This is a genomic window from Blautia sp. OF03-15BH (genome assembly GCF_003463065.1).
In the GTDB taxonomy this organism is placed as follows: Bacteria; Bacillota; Clostridia; order Lachnospirales; family Lachnospiraceae; genus Limivivens.
This window is the reverse complement of the sequence record NZ_QSCM01000003.1, coordinates 209,980-226,233: the sequence shown is the minus strand read 5'-3', so window position 1 is coordinate 226,233 and position 16,254 is coordinate 209,980. Positions and strand designations below refer to the sequence as shown.

The 16,254-nt window shown below is 48.2% G+C and carries 18 protein-coding genes and 1 pseudogene; 18 read left to right on the top strand and 1 reads right to left on the bottom strand.

The genetic code is table 11. The features are described 5' to 3' along the window. Positions 1-51: 51 nt before the first annotated feature. The 4 genes from prmA to thiI are packed head-to-tail and all read left to right on the top strand — an operon-like array spanning position 52 to position 4,142. The gene (gene prmA / locus DXA57_RS05335) at positions 52-1,008 is read left to right on the top strand and encodes a 50S ribosomal protein L11 methyltransferase (protein WP_117765356.1); all 957 of its coding nucleotides are present in this window, start codon (positions 52-54) and stop codon (positions 1,006-1,008) included. Positions 1,009-1,012: 4 nt separating this feature from the next. Then, positions 1,013-1,756 carry a 16S rRNA (uracil(1498)-N(3))-methyltransferase gene (locus DXA57_RS05330; RefSeq protein ID WP_117765354.1) on the top strand — a complete coding sequence of 248 codons (744 nt, stop codon included), beginning with the start codon at positions 1,013-1,015 and terminating at the stop codon, positions 1,754-1,756. A gap of 24 nt (positions 1,757-1,780) precedes the next feature. Further along, a complete protein-coding gene (locus DXA57_RS05325) occupies positions 1,781-2,941 on the top strand; it encodes a cysteine desulfurase family protein (protein WP_117765352.1) in 1,161 nt (386 codons plus the stop codon). Positions 2,942-2,963: 22 nt separating this feature from the next. Continuing rightward, positions 2,964-4,142: a tRNA uracil 4-sulfurtransferase ThiI gene (gene thiI, locus DXA57_RS05320; protein ID WP_117765350.1), complete on the top strand. Its 1,179-nt coding sequence runs from the start codon at positions 2,964-2,966 to the stop codon at positions 4,140-4,142. A 77-nt stretch (positions 4,143-4,219) separates the two neighbouring features. On the opposite strand, the gene DXA57_RS05315 is transcribed toward thiI, so the two are convergent. After that, positions 4,220-4,456: an HPr family phosphocarrier protein gene (locus tag DXA57_RS05315; RefSeq protein WP_117765348.1), complete on the bottom strand. Its 237-nt coding sequence runs from the start codon at positions 4,454-4,456 to the stop codon at positions 4,220-4,222. A 470-nt stretch (positions 4,457-4,926) separates the two neighbouring features. Between DXA57_RS05315 and mtaB the strand changes: the two genes are divergently transcribed. From mtaB to DXA57_RS05245, 14 genes and pseudogenes are all read left to right on the top strand, one after another. Continuing rightward, complete coding sequence (gene mtaB / locus DXA57_RS05310; protein WP_117765346.1) at positions 4,927-6,372, top strand: tRNA (N(6)-L-threonylcarbamoyladenosine(37)-C(2))-methylthiotransferase MtaB; 1,446 nt, start codon at positions 4,927-4,929, stop codon at positions 6,370-6,372. Between the two features lie 124 nt (positions 6,373-6,496). Continuing rightward, the gene (locus tag DXA57_RS05305) at positions 6,497-6,760 is read left to right on the top strand and encodes an IreB family regulatory phosphoprotein (protein ID WP_117765344.1); all 264 of its coding nucleotides are present in this window, start codon (positions 6,497-6,499) and stop codon (positions 6,758-6,760) included. A gap of 23 nt (positions 6,761-6,783) precedes the next feature. After that, positions 6,784-7,221 (top strand): Holliday junction resolvase RuvX, encoded by a 438-nt coding sequence (gene ruvX / locus DXA57_RS05300; RefSeq protein ID WP_117765483.1) that lies wholly within the window; start codon positions 6,784-6,786, stop codon positions 7,219-7,221. Further along, positions 7,208-7,468 carry a DUF1292 domain-containing protein gene (locus DXA57_RS05295; RefSeq protein ID WP_117765342.1) on the top strand — a complete coding sequence of 87 codons (261 nt, stop codon included), beginning with the start codon at positions 7,208-7,210 and terminating at the stop codon, positions 7,466-7,468. Before ruvX ends, DXA57_RS05295 begins: the two co-directional genes overlap by 14 nt. An 18-nt stretch (positions 7,469-7,486) precedes the next feature. After that, on the top strand, positions 7,487-9,151 hold the full coding sequence (locus DXA57_RS05290) for a ribonuclease J (protein ID WP_117765340.1): 1,665 nt from the start codon (positions 7,487-7,489) through the stop codon (positions 9,149-9,151). A 9-nt stretch (positions 9,152-9,160) separates the two neighbouring features. Next, complete coding sequence (locus DXA57_RS05285) at positions 9,161-9,517, top strand: YlbF family regulator (RefSeq protein ID WP_147345658.1); 357 nt, start codon at positions 9,161-9,163, stop codon at positions 9,515-9,517. Positions 9,518-9,527: 10 nt separating this feature from the next. After that, positions 9,528-9,905, top strand: coding sequence for an endolytic transglycosylase MltG (locus DXA57_RS05280; protein ID WP_117765336.1), 378 nt, complete (start codon positions 9,528-9,530; stop codon positions 9,903-9,905). A gap of 15 nt (positions 9,906-9,920) precedes the next feature. Beyond that, positions 9,921-10,571: an O-methyltransferase gene (locus DXA57_RS05275; RefSeq protein WP_117765334.1), complete on the top strand. Its 651-nt coding sequence runs from the start codon at positions 9,921-9,923 to the stop codon at positions 10,569-10,571. After that, positions 10,568-11,797, top strand: coding sequence for a peptidase U32 family protein (locus DXA57_RS05270; protein ID WP_117765332.1), 1,230 nt, complete (start codon positions 10,568-10,570; stop codon positions 11,795-11,797). Before DXA57_RS05275 ends, DXA57_RS05270 begins: the two co-directional genes overlap by 4 nt. A gap of 74 nt (positions 11,798-11,871) precedes the next feature. Next, positions 11,872-12,144: pseudogene (locus DXA57_RS05265) on the top strand (sigma-70 family RNA polymerase sigma factor); the annotation flags it as partial. Between the two features lie 155 nt (positions 12,145-12,299). Then, positions 12,300-13,337 (top strand): molybdopterin-binding protein, encoded by a 1,038-nt coding sequence (locus DXA57_RS05260; RefSeq protein ID WP_117765328.1) that lies wholly within the window; start codon positions 12,300-12,302, stop codon positions 13,335-13,337. After that, positions 13,338-14,273 carry an XdhC family protein gene (locus DXA57_RS05255; protein ID WP_117765326.1) on the top strand — a complete coding sequence of 312 codons (936 nt, stop codon included), beginning with the start codon at positions 13,338-13,340 and terminating at the stop codon, positions 14,271-14,273. Between the two features lie 3 nt (positions 14,274-14,276). Continuing rightward, entirely contained in the window at positions 14,277-15,272 is a 996-nt protein-coding gene (moaA, locus tag DXA57_RS05250) for a GTP 3',8-cyclase MoaA (RefSeq protein ID WP_117765324.1), read from the top strand. 3 nt (positions 15,273-15,275) lie between these two features. After that, positions 15,276-16,238, top strand: a complete 963-nt coding sequence (locus tag DXA57_RS05245) for an MOSC domain-containing protein (protein ID WP_117765322.1) — start codon at positions 15,276-15,278, stop codon at positions 16,236-16,238. The last annotated feature ends 16 nt before the right edge of the window (positions 16,239-16,254 follow it).

Below are 16,254 nucleotides of genomic sequence, written 5' to 3'. Positions count from 1 at the left end.
GATAATTGATTAGTTAGAGTAGTGACCGTGAAAAGAAAGGAATTTATTTTTATGAAGTGGAAAAAATTTACCTTAAAGACTTTATCAGAAGTGGAGGATATTGTGATCTCCACGCTGGCAGAAGCAGGAGTGGAAGGCGTTGAGATCGAGGACAAGGTTCCTCTGACTGAATCCGATAAGCAGCAGATGTTTGTGGATATCCTGCCGGAAGGTCCCAAGGATGACGGCATCGCTTATCTGAATTTCTATGTGGAAGAGGATACGGATGAGACGGAACTTCTTGAGCGGGTAAAGGCAGAGCTGGATGATCTCAGAAACTTTATGGATATCGGTGAGTGCACGATCACGGCTTCCGAAACAGAAGATAAGGACTGGATCAACAACTGGAAACAGTATTTTCATCAGTTCTATGTGGATGATATTCTCATCATTCCTTCCTGGGAGCAGGTGAAACCGGAAGATGAGAGCAAAATGATCATTCATATCGATCCTGGCACTGCCTTTGGAACTGGTATGCATGAGACCACACAGCTTTGCATGCGTCAGCTGAAAAAATATGTAACTTCCGAGACGGAGCTTCTCGATGTAGGAACCGGAAGCGGCATCCTGTCCATCGTCGCCTTAAAACTGGGAGCGAAGCATGCCGTCGGAACTGATCTGGATCCCTGCGCCATCAGTGCGACAAAAGAGAACCTGGAAGCCAATGCGATTCCGGAAGGTTCTATGGACGTCATGATCGGAAATATCATCGATGACAAAGAAGTACAGGATGCGGCTGGCTATGACAAGTATGACATCGTGACGGCAAACATTCTGGCAGATGTCCTGGTTCCCCTGACTCCGGTCATCATTCATCAGATGAAAAAAGGCGGTATCTATATTACCTCCGGTATCATCGATGATAAAGAGGAGACCGTTGTGGAAGCAGTGAAAAAAGCAGGCCTTACGGTTCTGGAAGTGACCCATCAGGGAGAGTGGGTATCCGTCACTGCAAGAAAGGATTTTTAACAGCATGCATCATTTTTTTGTGGAACCGTCTAAGATTCAGGGAAATCACATTTTCATAGACGGGCCGGATGTGAATCATATCAGAAATGTGCTCCGCATGAATCCCGGAGAGGAAGTCAATGTGACAGACGGCACCGGAGAGAAGGTTTACCGCTGTGCCATTGCCGCCATCGGGGAAGATACGGTGGAGCTGAACATTATGTGGGCGCAGGAAAAAGGCATGGAGCTCCCTTCCAAGATCTATCTCTTTCAGGGATTGCCGAAGAGTGACAAGATGGAGCTCATCATCCAGAAGGCCGTGGAACTTGGTGTTTATGAGATCATACCCATGGCTACGGCCCGGGCGGTGGTAAAGCTGGATCAGAAAAAAGTAGCAGCCAAGGTGAAACGCTGGCAGGCGATTTCTGAAAGCGCAGCCAAACAGTCCAAACGTCTTCTGATACCGGAAGTGAAAGAACCGGTGAAATTTTCCGAGGCACTGAAACTTGCTTCTGACCTGGATGTACGGCTGATCCCTTACGAACTGGCAGAAGGGATGGACGGGACACGCCGGATCATCCAGTCTGTGAAACCGGGGCAGTCTGTGGCTGTTTTTATCGGTCCGGAAGGCGGTTTTGAAGAAGCGGAGGTGGAACTGGCAAAAGAAGCCGGTTTTCAGGCGATCACTCTTGGAAGACGTATTTTAAGAACAGAAACAGCAGGAATGACGGTTCTTTCTATTCTGATGTATCAGCTGGAAGAGAACTGAAAATCCTTAAAGGAGATAGAAATTTTGGAAGCATATCTGGATAATTCCGCCACGACTGTGTGCAGTGAGCATGTGCGTGATGTGGTGGTAAAGACAATGATGGAGGATTATGGAAACCCTTCCTCCAAACACATCAAAGGAATGGAAGCGGAGAAATATCTCCGCGAGAGCCGGGAGCTTATCGCAAAGACGCTGAAGGTCAATGAAAAAGAAATTTTTTTCACCTCCGGCGGGACGGAAAGCGATAACTGGGCCCTCATCGGCACTGCCATGGCAAACCGCAGGGCGGGAAAGCATATCATCACGACAGCGATCGAGCATGCAGCAGTCTTGCAGCCTATGCTGTATCTGCAGGAGCAGGGCTTTGAGATCACCTTTCTTCCGGTAGATGAAACGGGACTGATCAGTCTTGAGGAGCTGAAAGAGGCACTTCGCGAGGACACAATCCTGGTTTCTATCATGTATGTGAATAATGAAGTGGGAGCAAGAGAGCCGGTCGAAGAAGCAGCAGAACTGGTACACAGACTGGCACCGAAGGCCTGGTTCCATACGGATGCCATCCAGGCTTACGGAAAGTATCAGATCCGTCCGAAAAAAGCAGGAATCGATCTGCTATCTGTCAGCGGCCATAAGATCCATGGTCCCAAGGGAAGCGGTTTTCTCTACATCAATGAGAAAGTAAAGATCCATCCTCTGATCCTGGGCGGCGGCCAGCAAAAGGGCATGCGTTCCGGTACGGATAATGTACCCGGGATCGCAGGACTGGGAGCAGCGGCAGCAGACTGCTATAAAGATTTTGAGGAAAAACAGAAGAAACTGAGAGCACTCAGGAATTATTTTATAGAAGAAGTGGAAAAGCTTCCGGATATCCAGGTGAATGGTCCGAAGGAAGAAGAAAAAGCGGCGCCTCAGATCGTCAGCGTCAGCTTCCGTGGTGTGCGGAGTGAGGTGCTTCTGCACGCACTGGAGGAACGGGGCATTTATGTCTCTTCCGGCTCTGCCTGCTCTTCCAACAAGAAACTGCCGGTGAGCGCAGTATTGAAAGAAATCCATCTGGAATCCGATCTTCTGGATTCCACACTCCGTTTCAGCTTCTGCAATGAGACGACAAAGGAAGAACTGGATTACTGTCTGGAGAATTTGAAAGAACTGCTTCCGGTACTTCGTAAATACGCAAGACACTGAGAATTATTAGAGGAGAAACTGCATGTATAAATCTTTTTTGATCAAATATGGAGAAATCGGTATCAAGGGAAAAAACCGTTATCTCTTTGAGAATGCCCTGGTGCGTCAGATCCGCTACGCACTGAAACGGATCGACGGGGAATTTGAAGTTTACAAGGATCAGGCAAGGATCTTTGTGGACTGTTCCGGTGATTATGATTACGAGGAGACCGTGGATGCTCTGCAGCACGTCTTTGGTATCGTGGGCATCTGCCCGATGGTACGGCTGGAGGACAAAGGCTTTGAGACTCTGGCAGAAGACGTGGTGGCGTTCATGGGCAAGACACATCCGGAAGGAAACTATACCTTTAAGGTCAATGCGAGAAGAGCAAGAAAAGACTATCCCATGCTCTCCATGGAAGTCAATGCGGCACTGGGCGAGAAGCTCCTGAAAGCCTTCCCGGAGACAAAAGTGGATGTACACGATCCGGAGATCGTGGTGAATGTGGAGATCCGTGACGAGATCTACGTTTATTCGAAGATCATTCCGGGTCCGGGCGGTATGCCTGTGGGAGCCAACGGCAAAGCCATGCTGCTTCTTTCCGGCGGAATTGACAGCCCGGTGGCAGGCTATATGGTAGCAAAACGAGGAGTCCTGATTGATGCGGTCTATTTCCATGCACCGCCATATACCAGTGAGAGAGCCAAACAGAAGGTTGTGGATCTGGCAAAGATCATTTCCAGATATACAGGACCGATCAATCTTCATGTGGTGAATTTTACCGATATTCAGCTTTACATTTATGAGCAGTGCCCGCATGACGAGCTGACGATCATTATGCGTCGTTATATGATGCGGATCGCAGAGCATTTTGCCAAAGAGACGAAGTGCCTTGGCCTGATCACCGGTGAGAGTATCGGTCAGGTGGCAAGCCAGACCATGCAGAGCCTTGCAGCAACCAATGAGGTCTGCACACTGCCGGTATTCCGTCCGGTCATTGCTTTTGATAAACAGGAAATTGTAGATATTTCTGAAAAAATCGGAGCTTTTGAAACTTCTATTCTTCCTTATGAAGACTGCTGTACGATCTTTGTGGCAAAGCATCCGGTGACAAAACCGAATATCAAGATCATCAAGAGAAGCGAACAGCATCTGAATGAAAAAATCGATGAGCTGATGAAGACGGCGATCGATACCGTAGAAACGATCTGGATCGAGTAAGAATGTCCGCAGACACAGCTGTTCTGCAAAAAAAGAAGGCCGCTCGCATATGCGGGCGGCCATTGTATCCGGCAAGATTATTTGCTGATGATGTAGGGCTTCAGGATCTCAAGGATCTCATCCAGTCCAGCGTCAGCATGGATGTTCAGGTCGATGGGTTTGGAAAGATCAAGGCTGAAGATACCCATGATGGATTTTGCATCGATGACATATCTGCCGGAGATCAGATCGAAATCATAGTCAAATTTGGTAATGTCATTTACGAATGATTTTACCTTATCGATGGAATTTAAAGAAATCTGTACTGTTTTCATTGGAAAAACCTCCCTGCTAATTTTAATATGATTCCAGTCCAGCGAAAATTAAGTTTCGGATACATTGACGATAACGCAGCTGATGAAAGATCAGACCAGTCAAAGTGTCAGTTATTTAGGTTTCACTGTACCGGTGTAACGAGGCAGTCTTTCTTGGGACCGAAACGTTACGTTCTAGTTTAATATTACCGAGATGGCAGATAAATGTCAAGAAGAAAACAATACAAAGTTTGCAGCAGTTTTCCATAGAGTAACTATTCAGGACGTTCAGCCCAACAGGCCACAGACACGCGCATTGCATGCGCTATCGCTGCATTCGCAGCTTCTGTCTGAGGCTAATGGGCGTTCCGCCCATTCCAAAATGAAAATTCATCCTATTGCAAACGAGTTTGCATAGTCTGATTTTTCATTTTGCTGATGTTCTGAACTGTTACACAAAAATATGTTTTTATAAAGAGAAAGGATCAGAGATGTCTGAGAGAAAAAAAGCGGCCCTTCACAATCTGGGCTGTAAGGTAAATTCTTATGAGACTGAAGCCATGCAGGAGCTGCTGGAACAGGCCGGATATGAAATCGTGCCGTTTGCTCCCGGGGCAGATGTCTATGTGATCAACACCTGTACGGTGACAAATATGGCAGACCGGAAATCCCGGCAGATGCTTCACCGTGCCAAAAAGATGAATCCCGACGCCGTTGTGGTAGCTGCCGGCTGTTATGTCCAGGCAGCAGCAGAAGAGGCGGCTGCGGATGACGCCATTGACATTATTATCGGAAACAACCAGAAAAGAGATCTGGTAAAGATACTGGAAAATTTCAAAAAAGGAATGAAAACGGCTTCTTCCTGTGAAGAAGGTGCGTGTAAGGAACACTGTTCCTGCGAAAACACGCAGAACGAGTCAGAAACTCCGGAAGAGACATTGGCTTCCATGAGCGAAGAAGCATTTGCCGCCAGTGTTCATGAGACTCAGAAGTATTTAAAAGACCTTTCCCACGAAAAAGAATACGAAGAACTTCAGATCACTCATACGACAGAGCATACAAGAGCCTATATCAAAGTACAGGATGGCTGTAACCAGTTCTGCAGTTATTGCATCATCCCCTATGCCAGAGGCCGTGTGCGGAGCAGAGACCTTTCTGACGTGCTTTCTGAGGTGAAGCGTCTGGCAGAGAGCGGCTTTCAGGAAGTGGTCCTGACCGGCATCCATTTAAGCTCCTACGGGATCGATAACGGAGAAAATCTCTTGAAACTGATCCTGAAGACCATGGAAGTACCGGGGATCCGCCGGGTACGCCTGGGTTCCCTGGAACCCCGTATCATTACGGAAGAATTTGTAAATGCCCTGAAAGACCAGGAGAAATTCTGTCCTCATTTTCATCTTTCCCTGCAGAGCGGCTGCGATGCAACTCTGAAACGGATGAACCGCCGTTATACAGCGGAGGAATATTATGAAAAATGTGTGCTTTTAAGAGAAAAATTCGATCACCCGGCTCTGACGACAGATGTTATTGTAGGCTTCCCGGGCGAAACAGAAGAAGAATTTGCCGAGACAGAGGCTTTTCTCAAAAAGATCGCTTTCTATGAGACACATATTTTCAAATATTCCAGACGAAAAGGGACGAAAGCAGATGCCATGGAACATCAGATCCCGGAAGAAATCAAGGCAAAACGCAGCGATATCCTGCTGAAACTGGATAAAGAACACCGGAAACTCTATGAGGCAGTTCTTACCGGGACGGAGCAGGAGGTCCTTTTTGAAGAAAAAGTGACGCTGGATGGAAAAGAATGGTTTGTCGGACATACGAAGGAATATGTGAAGATCGCGGTTCCCGCTGCGGAAGATCTGAGCAATCAGCTCCGTACCGTAAAAGTATCCGGCCAGAGAGCAGGGGAACTTCTGACCGCAGAAGTCAGATAAGAGGATCGCGAATGTCCGCTTTACTTTCGGGCGGATATATATTACAATAAATCCAAAGCAGCTTTTTCCGGACGGAACGGAAAAAACTGCATACAGTTGATAAGACAGACGAGGACGTGAGAAAATGAATGATATCAATCAGACACAGTTTTTTAAGGTAAATGTGGAACCGGAGCTTCGTGTGAAAGAGGTTCTGGACACGGTTTACAATGCCATGAGAGAGAAAGGCTACAATCCGGTCAATCAGATCGTGGGTTATATTATGTCCGGAGATCCGACTTATATCACCAGCCATAATGGCGCCCGCAGCATGATCATGAAAGTGGAACGGGACGAACTGGTAGAGGAACTTCTCAAGGATTATATCAAAAATAATGCACAGCAGTGACCGGAAGAAAAGGAACAGAGCATATGAGAGTAATGGGTTTGGATTTTGGCTCCAAGACGGTAGGCGTCAGTGTGAGTGATCCGCTTGGCGTGACAGCACAGGGAGTTGAGATCATCCGGAGAACTTCAGAGAACAAGCTTCGCCAGACGCTGGCAAGGATCGAGGAACTGGCAAAAGAATACGGTGTGGAGACCTTTGTTTTAGGCTTCCCCAAGAATATGAACAATACCATAGGAGACCGGGCGGAGAAGTCCCTGGCTTTTAAAGAGACCCTGGAGCGCCGCACGGGAATTCCCGTAGTGATGTGGGATGAGCGCCTGACCACTGTGGAGGCCAACCGTACGCTGATGGAGAGCGGAGTGCGCCGGGAAAACAGAAAAGAATACGTGGATAAGCTGGCTGCAGTTTACATTCTGCAGGGCTATCTGGACAGTGAGGGCATGAAAAATGGAAAAAATTAAGTTTGCATTTGCCGATGGAGAAGAAGCGGCAGAATTTTTTGTACTGGAACAGACACGCATTGCCGGCGTGGACTATATCCTGGTGACAGATTCCGAGGAGGATGATGCGGAATGCTGGATCCTGAAGGATCTGTCCGGTGATGGAGAAGAAGAGGCTGTTTATGAGATCGTAGAGGATGACAGCGAACTGGCGGCAGTGTCAAATGTTTTCCAGGAGATGTTAGATGACGTAGATATTACCATGTGACGGAGGAGGTATGACTTTTTGAAGCAAGAGAACAATTCAAAACTGAAGATCATTCCTCTGGGCGGCCTGGAGCAGATCGGCATGAATATCACTGCCTTCGAATATGAAGACAGTATTATTGTGGTGGACTGCGGCCTGGCGTTTCCTGAGGATGATATGCTGGGAATCGACCTGGTGATTCCGGATATCACGTATCTGAAAAACAATGTGGATAAGGTAAAAGGCTTTGTGATCACCCATGGTCATGAGGATCATATCGGAGCACTTCCCTATATCCTCAAACAGCTGAATGCGCCGGTGTATGGCACCAAGCTTACCATCGGTCTGATCGACAACAAGCTGGAGGAACACAATCTGACCAGAAGCGTGAAAAGAAAGGTGATCCGTCACGGACAGTCTATCAACCTGGGGGCTTTCCGCATCGAATTTATCAAGACAAACCACAGCATTGCGGATGCTTCCGCACTGGCAATCTTTTCACAGGCAGGGATCATTATCCATACGGGAGATTTCAAGGTGGATTATACACCGGTATTCGGTGATGCCATCGACCTGCAGCGTTTTGGAGAGCTTGGAAAGAAAGGCGTTCTGGCGTTGATGTGTGACAGCACCAATGCAGAGCGTCCCGGTTTTACCATGTCTGAGCGGACGGTAGGCAAGACCTTTGACAATATTTTTGCAGAGCATAAAAACACGAGGATCATCATTGCCACCTTTGCTTCCAATGTGGACCGTGTGCAGCAGATCATCAATTCTGCGTATAAGTATGGAAGAAAAGTGGTCATTGAAGGCCGGAGTATGGTAAATGTGATCACCACAGCGGCAGAGCTGGGATATCTGGATATTCCGGAAAATACGCTCATTGATATTGAGCAGATGAAAAATTATCCGGATGAACAGATGGTACTGGTCACAACAGGAAGCCAGGGAGAGTCCATGGCAGCCCTGTCACGGATGGCGGCAAATATGCACCGGAAGGTGCAGGTGAAACCAGGTGATACCGTGATCCTGAGTTCCAATCCGATTCCGGGAAATGAGAAAGCAGTTTCCAAGATCATCAATGAGCTGACCATGATGGGAGCAAAGGTGATCTTCCAGGATGTACATGTATCCGGTCATGCCTGCCAGGAAGAGATCAAGCTGATCTATTCTCTGGTGCATCCCAAATATGCGATCCCGGTTCACGGCGAATTTCGTCATATGAAAGCCCAGGCAGATATCGCAGCATCCCTTGGAATTCCCAAGGACAATATTTTCATTCTTCATTCCGGAGATGTTCTGGAACTGGATGAGAAAAAAGCAGAAATATCCGGTCATGTGCCCTGTGGAGCCATTCTTGTGGACGGTCTTGGCGTAGGTGATGTGGGAAATATCGTTCTCCGGGACAGACAGCATCTGGCGGAGGATGGGATCCTGATCGTAGTTTTGACGCTGGAGCGCTTCAGCAACCAGCTCCTTTCCGGACCGGATATCGTATCCCGCGGTTTTGTTTATGTGCGTGAATCAGAAGGACTTATGGAAGAGGCCCGCCATGTGGTGGAGGATGCCATTACGGACTGCATGGATAAGCATGTCTCAGACTGGGGAAAAATCAAAAATGTGATCAAAGATGCGCTCAGCGACTTCCTCTGGAAACGGACGAAGAGAAGTCCTATGATCCTGCCGATCATTATGGAAGTCTAGGTGAGAAAAATGGATAAAATCAGACAGTGTACGGAAAATCTGAAAAGAGCGGTTCAGGAGTGCGAGGCTTACAAGGGGTTTCAGAAAGCCAGAAAAGAGCTGGAAGCATATCCGGAACTCCGAGAAAAGGTTATGGCCTTCCGGAAACGGAATTATGAGATCCAGAACCTGAAAGAAGAGGCGGATGTTTATGCGGAGATGGCACGGTTAGAAGAGGAATATCATGAGATCCGGAAAAATCAGATCATCAGTGATTATCTCCAGAACGAGCTGGCGCTCTGCTGCATCATGCAGAGGATCAATCTGAGCCTGGTGGAAATCCTGGATCTGGATATCGGCGACTTCCAGGACATCATCAAATGGTAGGAGGCTGCCTATGAAAAAACAGACAGGAATCCGGCTCTTTTTTGCCATACTGAAGCTGTTTGCTCTGGCGGCGCTGGTTTTCCTTCTGTATGCTTATGGAAAAAAAGCGTATTCCTTCGGTTATCAGGTGGTGGCCCAGGAAGCGTTATCGAGACCTCCCGGCAAAGATGTGGCAGTTACGCTGGATAACGGCATGACAGGTGAAGAACTGGCAGAACTTTTGGAGGAAAAAGGTCTGGTACGTGATGCGAAGGTCTTTTATGTGCAGCTGCTTTTTTCAAAAGAAAAGCATCAGCTCAAAAAAGGCAGTTATCTTCTCAATACGTCTCAGACACCGGACGAAATGCTAAAAGTGCTTTCCAGACAGGAAGAGACGGAAAGTGAATAAAGAGAGGAAGAAACAGTGATTGTAGATGAGAGAATGGTCACCTACATCAATTCTCTGGATATGGGAAATACGCCGCTGCTGAACGAGATCGAGAGAGAAGCGAAGGCGGATCTTGTGCCGGTGATCCGCAGGGAGATGCAGAGTTTTCTGAAGGTACTCCTTGCGATTCACCGGCCCCTTCGTGTCCTGGAGGTGGGGACGGCTGTGGGCTTTTCGGCCCTTCTGTTCTGTGAGTATGGTCCCGAGAATATGCAGGTGACAACCATTGAAAAATATGAAAAAAGAATTCCCATTGCCCGGGAAAATTTCCGTAGAGCAGGACGGGAAAATCAGATCACCCTTCTGGAGGGAGATGCGGCAGATATTCTGAAAGAGCTTCAAAAGCCCTATGATCTGATCTTTATGGATGCGGCAAAGGGACAGTACATTCATTTTCTGAATGATGTCCTGCGGCTTATGAAGCCGGGAAGTATCCTGATCTCGGACAACGTTCTTCAGGGCGGAGACATCATCGAGTCGCATTATGCTGTGGAACGGAGAAACCGGACCATCTATAAACGGATGCGGGAATACCTTTATGAATTGAAACATAACGACAAACTGTTGACGAGTGTGATCCCTCTGGGAGACGGCGTCACGGTTTCCGTAAGGAAGGAAGACAAATGAGAGTACCGGAACTTTTGATTCCAGCCAGCAGTCTTGAAGTGTTAAAGACTGCGGTGATTTTTGGAGCCGACGCCGTATACATCGGCGGAGAAGCCTTTGGCCTTCGTGCCAAGGCGAAAAATTTTTCCATGGAAGATATGAAAGAAGGCATCCAGTTTGCCCATGCGCATGAGGTAAGAGTCTATGTGACTGCCAATATCCTGGCTCATAATGGAGATCTTTCGGGCGTGGAAGCTTATTTTCAGGAGTTAAAGGCCATTGGACCGGATGCGCTGATCATTTCTGATCCGGGTGTTTTCACCATTGCAAAGCGGATCTGTCCGGAGATTGAGATCCATATCAGTACTCAGGCTAATAATACCAATTATGCTACCTACCGGTTCTGGCATGAACTGGGAGCAAAGCGAGTCGTTTCAGCCCGAGAGCTTTCCATGAAAGAGATCAAGGAGATCCGGGCCAATATTCCGGATGATCTGGAGATTGAGACTTTTGTTCATGGCGCCATGTGTATTTCTTATTCCGGCAGATGTCTTTTGAGCAACTATTTTACCGGAAGAGATGCAAACCAGGGAGCCTGTACCCATCCCTGCCGCTGGAAATATGCGGTAATGGAGGAGTCAAGACCGGGGGAATATCTGCCGGTTTACGAAAACGAGCGGGGCACCTATATTTTCAATTCCAAGGATCTTTGTATGATCGGTCATATCCCTGATCTGATCGATGCCGGAATCGACAGCTTCAAGATCGAAGGTCGTATGAAGACGGCACTTTATGTGGCAACGGTGGCCCGGACTTACCGGAAAGCCATTGATGATTATCTCAAGGACCCGGCATTGTATGAGAAAAATATGCCCTGGTATCTGGATCAGATCTCAAACTGTACTTACCGGCAGTTTACCACAGGCTTTTTCTATGGAAAGCCGGACAGTGAGGCACAGATCTACGACAGCAATACTTATGTGAAAGAATATACGTATCTCGGCATCGTAGGCGGCACCAATGAAGAAGGTCTTTACCGTATCGAACAGCGAAATAAATTTTCTGTAGGAGAGACCATTGAGGTGATGAAGCCGAACGGAGAGAACCTTGAGGCGAAGGTGCTCCGTATTGTCAACGAAGAGGGAGAAGAGCAGGAAAGTGCTCCGCATCCCAAACAGGTTCTTTTCATTGACCTTGGAGTACCGATGGAACAGTACGATATTCTCCGGAGAAAAGAAGAAGCTTAAAACTCCTTTTTGGAAAAGCACAAAAGGAACGTATTTTTCATATGCTGTAATAAAACTCCCTTTGAGGTGCTTTTTTGAAGACGTTTCCTAAGCCCCTTACGATGGAGGAAGAGAAAGCTTATCTGGAACGATACCGGAATGGAGATCTGAAAGCAAAGGATGTCCTGATCGAGCGGAATTTACGGCTGGTGGCACATGTGGTGCGAAAATACCAGACAGCAGAGGAGGACACGGATGATCTGATCTCCATTGGAACGATCGGGCTGATCAAGGCAGTGTCTACGTTTGATGGAAACAGGAATTCCAGACTGGGGACTTATGCTGCCAGATGTATTGAAAATACAATACACACACAGAGGCATTTTTGGAGGCTCATTCTTCAAAAGTGCCTTTTTGTGTGCAGGGAAAAGACTGGATTCTTTCCGGAAAATACGATATACTGAATGAAGAATAAGCATTCTCCCGCGTAAAACGGACAAAATTTTGATAACAGGAGGCTGTCGTGAAAAAAATAGAAACCATCCACGCCGTGGGACATGTACTCTGCCATGACGTGACACAGATCATAAAAGACAAGACCAAGGGACCGGTCTTCCGGAAAGGTCATATCGTGACAGAAGAAGATATTCCGGTACTGCTTTCCGTGGGTAAGGATCACCTCTATGTATGGGAAAAAGATGAGAACATGCTCCATGAAAATGAAGCGGCGGAGATCCTTTTTGACCTTTGCAAGAGTGAGGGGATGAAAGGTTCCGAGATCAAAGAGGGTAAAATAGAGGTCCTTGCAGACCGGGACGGTCTTCTGAAAATCGACCGGAAGAAGCTTTTCCGTGTCAATGTGCTGGGCGAAATGATGATCGCCAGCCGTCATGGTGATTTTCCGGTAAAAAAAGGAGACAAGATCGCAGGTACCCGGATCATTCCGCTGATCATAGAAAAAGAAAAAATGGAAAGGGCGAAGGAAGCGGCGGAAGGTGGCCCGATCTTCCGGATCCTGCCCTTCCATCAGAAAAAAGCGGCTGTCGTCACCACAGGAAATGAGGTTTTTTACGGTCGTATCAAAGATACTTTTGGACCGGTGGTCAGGGAAAAACTTGCTGAATATCCTACAGAATTTCTGGGACAGACACTGGTGGATGATCAGAAAGAGCACATCCAGGAAGCCATCCTTCATTATATTGAGGAGGGAGCAGAACTGGTGCTCTGTACCGGAGGGATGAGTGTGGACCCGGATGACTGTACGCCGGGAGCCATTGCAGGTCTGGGTGCAGAGGTGATCTCTTATGGTGCCCCTGTGCTGCCGGGAGCCATGCTCCTTCTGGCTTATTATGAGAAAGACGGAAAAAAGATCCCCATTGTGGGGCTTCCGGGCTGCGTCATGTATGCGAAAAGGACGGTTTTTGACCTGGTACTTCCACGGCTGATGGCTGATGATCCGGTAACCTTTGAAGAACTGGCAGGTCTTGGAGAAGGCGGTCTCTGCCTGAACTGTGACCGTTGTACCTTCCCGAACTGTGGTTTTGGAAAGGGAGTGGTCTGATTGACACGGAGAGAACATTATCTGGAACTTTCCAAACGGCTCAGAAAGGGAGAGTCGGTACATTCCTGGACGATCCTTGACGGGGCAGCAAAAGGCAGCCATGCATTCGAAAAGCCGGCGAAGGGAAGCTTTCTGGAAGAAACGTTTGCCGGCAGAATGCAGGTTGTGGTCTATGGCGGCGGTCATGTTTCCCTGGCACTGGAGAAAGTGTTGAAAACTCTGGACCTGACACTGACGGTCGTGGATGACCGACCGGAATTTTCCGGCAGGGAACGTTTTTCAGAGGCGGACCGGGTTCTGACCATGAGTTATGAGAAGCTTTCAGAAGTGGATTTTGGTTTCGCCCCTTATTTTATCATTGTCACCAGAGGGCATAAGGACGATGAACGTTGTCTCCGGTATGCACTTTCCGTGAAACACTCCTATATCGGTATGATCGGAAGCAGAGGAAAAGTAGCTATGACCTTTGAACGGCTGGCTGCAGACGGGATTTCGAGGGAAGCACTGGAAGAAGTGCATGCCCCGATCGGCCTGAAGCTGGGGGGGAACACACCGGGAGAGATTGCCGTCAGCATTGCGGCAGAGCTGATTCAGGTAAAAAATCAGAAAGAACGGAGTCTTTTTTCAGAAGAACTGGAACAGGGACTGCAAAAAGAAAAGGGGCCGCTGATCCTGGCAACCGTTATTGAGAAGACCGGTTCTTCTCCGGGAAAACGTGGAGCCAGAATGCTGGTTAATGAAAAAGGAAACATTTACGGGACCATAGGCGGAGGCACGGTGGAATATACGGTGATCGGGGAAGCCAAAGCATTTCTTGCGGAAAACAGCGGAAAAGATCTGTTTGAGATCAGGGAGTACGATCTTTCCAATGAAGGAGCGGCTTCTCTCGGCATGATCTGCGGTGGTCATATCAAAATTCTGCTGGAGAGTCTTTAAATTATGATCGATTTATATGGAAGAACCATTGATTATCTGCGGGTTTCCATTACAGACCGCTGCAACCTTCGCTGCAGGTACTGTCTGCCGGGAGGAGAGGAAACAGTGGCTGCCGACCAGGAAAGATACCTGAATGTGGAAGAGGTCCTGCGTGTCTGCCAGGCGGCTGAACGGATCGGAATCCATAAATTCAAGATCACCGGCGGCGAACCACTGGTGCGGCAGGATTGCCTGGAACTGATACGGAGGCTCAAAGAACTGCCGGAAACAGAAGCTGTGACCCTTACCACCAATGGTGTGCTTCTGCAAAGAGCATTGCCGGAGCTGAAACGTCTGTCCATAGACGGGATCAATGTGAGTCTGGATACCTTGAAGCCGGAACGCTTTTCCGGTATTGCCGGCCTTTGTACAGACGGGAGAGAAATATGGAAGCAGGTTTTTGAGGCGGTAAAAGAGGGAGCGGCTCTTGGGATTCCCATGAAGATCAACTGTGTTCCCATCCGGGGACTGAATGAGGATGAGATTCTGGATTTTGTGGCGCTTACAAGAGAGCTTCCGGTGGATGTCCGTTTCATTGAACTGATGCCGATCGGTGCAGGAAAAGCCTTTCGGGGAATGAGCCGCCTGGAGCTTCTGGAAGTCATCCGGAATGCCTGGCCGGAGTTTCAGAAGACGGAGGAAAAACGGGGAAACGGGCCGGCTGTCTACGGAAGGATCCCGGGATCGCAGGGCTGTGTCGGCTTTATCGAGGCGATCCATGGAAAATTTTGCGGTTCCTGTAACCGTTTGAGACTCACTTCAGAAGGTTTTTTGAAACCTTGTCTTTATTATAAGAGAGGTGTGGAGTTAAAAACGCTCCTTCGCAAAGAGGCAGGAAATGAGAAGCTGGAGGAAGCACTTCGCCAGGCGGTCCTTCAGAAACCGGAGTCCCACCATTTTCAAGAGAAAGATCCGGAACATCAGGCAGAAGAACGATTTATGGCAAGGATAGGAGGATAAGCTATGGGATATATACGGGCAGTCTGCATCAGTGAAAAAAAAGGAACAGGAAAGAAAAATGTAGGGGAAGCCGTTTTTATCGAAGATGAAGGCCTGAAAGGGGACGCACATGCAGGAAAATGGCACCGGCAGGTGAGCCTTCTTTCCAAAGAAGCAGTGGAAGCCTTTAAAGAGAGAGGGGCAAAAGTCGAAGACGGTGATTTTGGAGAAAATCTTCTGGTCGAAGGCTTTGATCTGAAAAAACTTCCGGTGGGAACGGTTTTTTCCTGTAACGGAGTCGTCCTTGAGATGACCCAGATCGGAAAAGAATGTCATTCCCATTGTGCCATCCATGAAGCAGTGGGTGACTGCATCATGCCAAGAGAAGGCGTTTTTGCCAAAGTTTTAAAAGGCGGAACGATCCATGTAGGAGATGAGATCCGGATCATTGGCGAGACCAGGAGATACCGGGTAGGTGTTCTGACCGTCAGTGACCGGAGTGCCAGAGGAGAGAGAGAGGATCTGGCAGGTCCCCTGATCCGGGAACTGGTGGAAAAGGATTCTTATCTGGTGGTAGAGCGGAGTGTTGTGCCGGATGACCGGAAAGCGATTGAAGAAGCTTTGATCCGGCTTTCCGACCGTGTGAAGGTGGATCTGATCCTGACAACCGGAGGCACTGGTTTTTCCGTTCGTGATGTGACGCCGGAAGCTACGATGGCTGTGGCAGAACGGAATGCACCGGGGATTGCAGAAGCCATCCGTGCCTATTCCGGTACGATCACTCCGAGAGCCATGCTGAGCCGGGCTGTTTCAGTGATCCGTGGCAGAACGCTCATCATAAATCTTCCCGGCAGTCCCAAAGCCGTCCGGGAAAGTTTGGATTTTGTCCTTCCAAACCTGTATCACGGGCTGGATGTCTTAAAAGGGCAAGTGACGGACTGTAGTTCAGAAGGAAAAAAGATCCATCATCTTCATCACACAAACTAAAAAAATGGAGAGTACA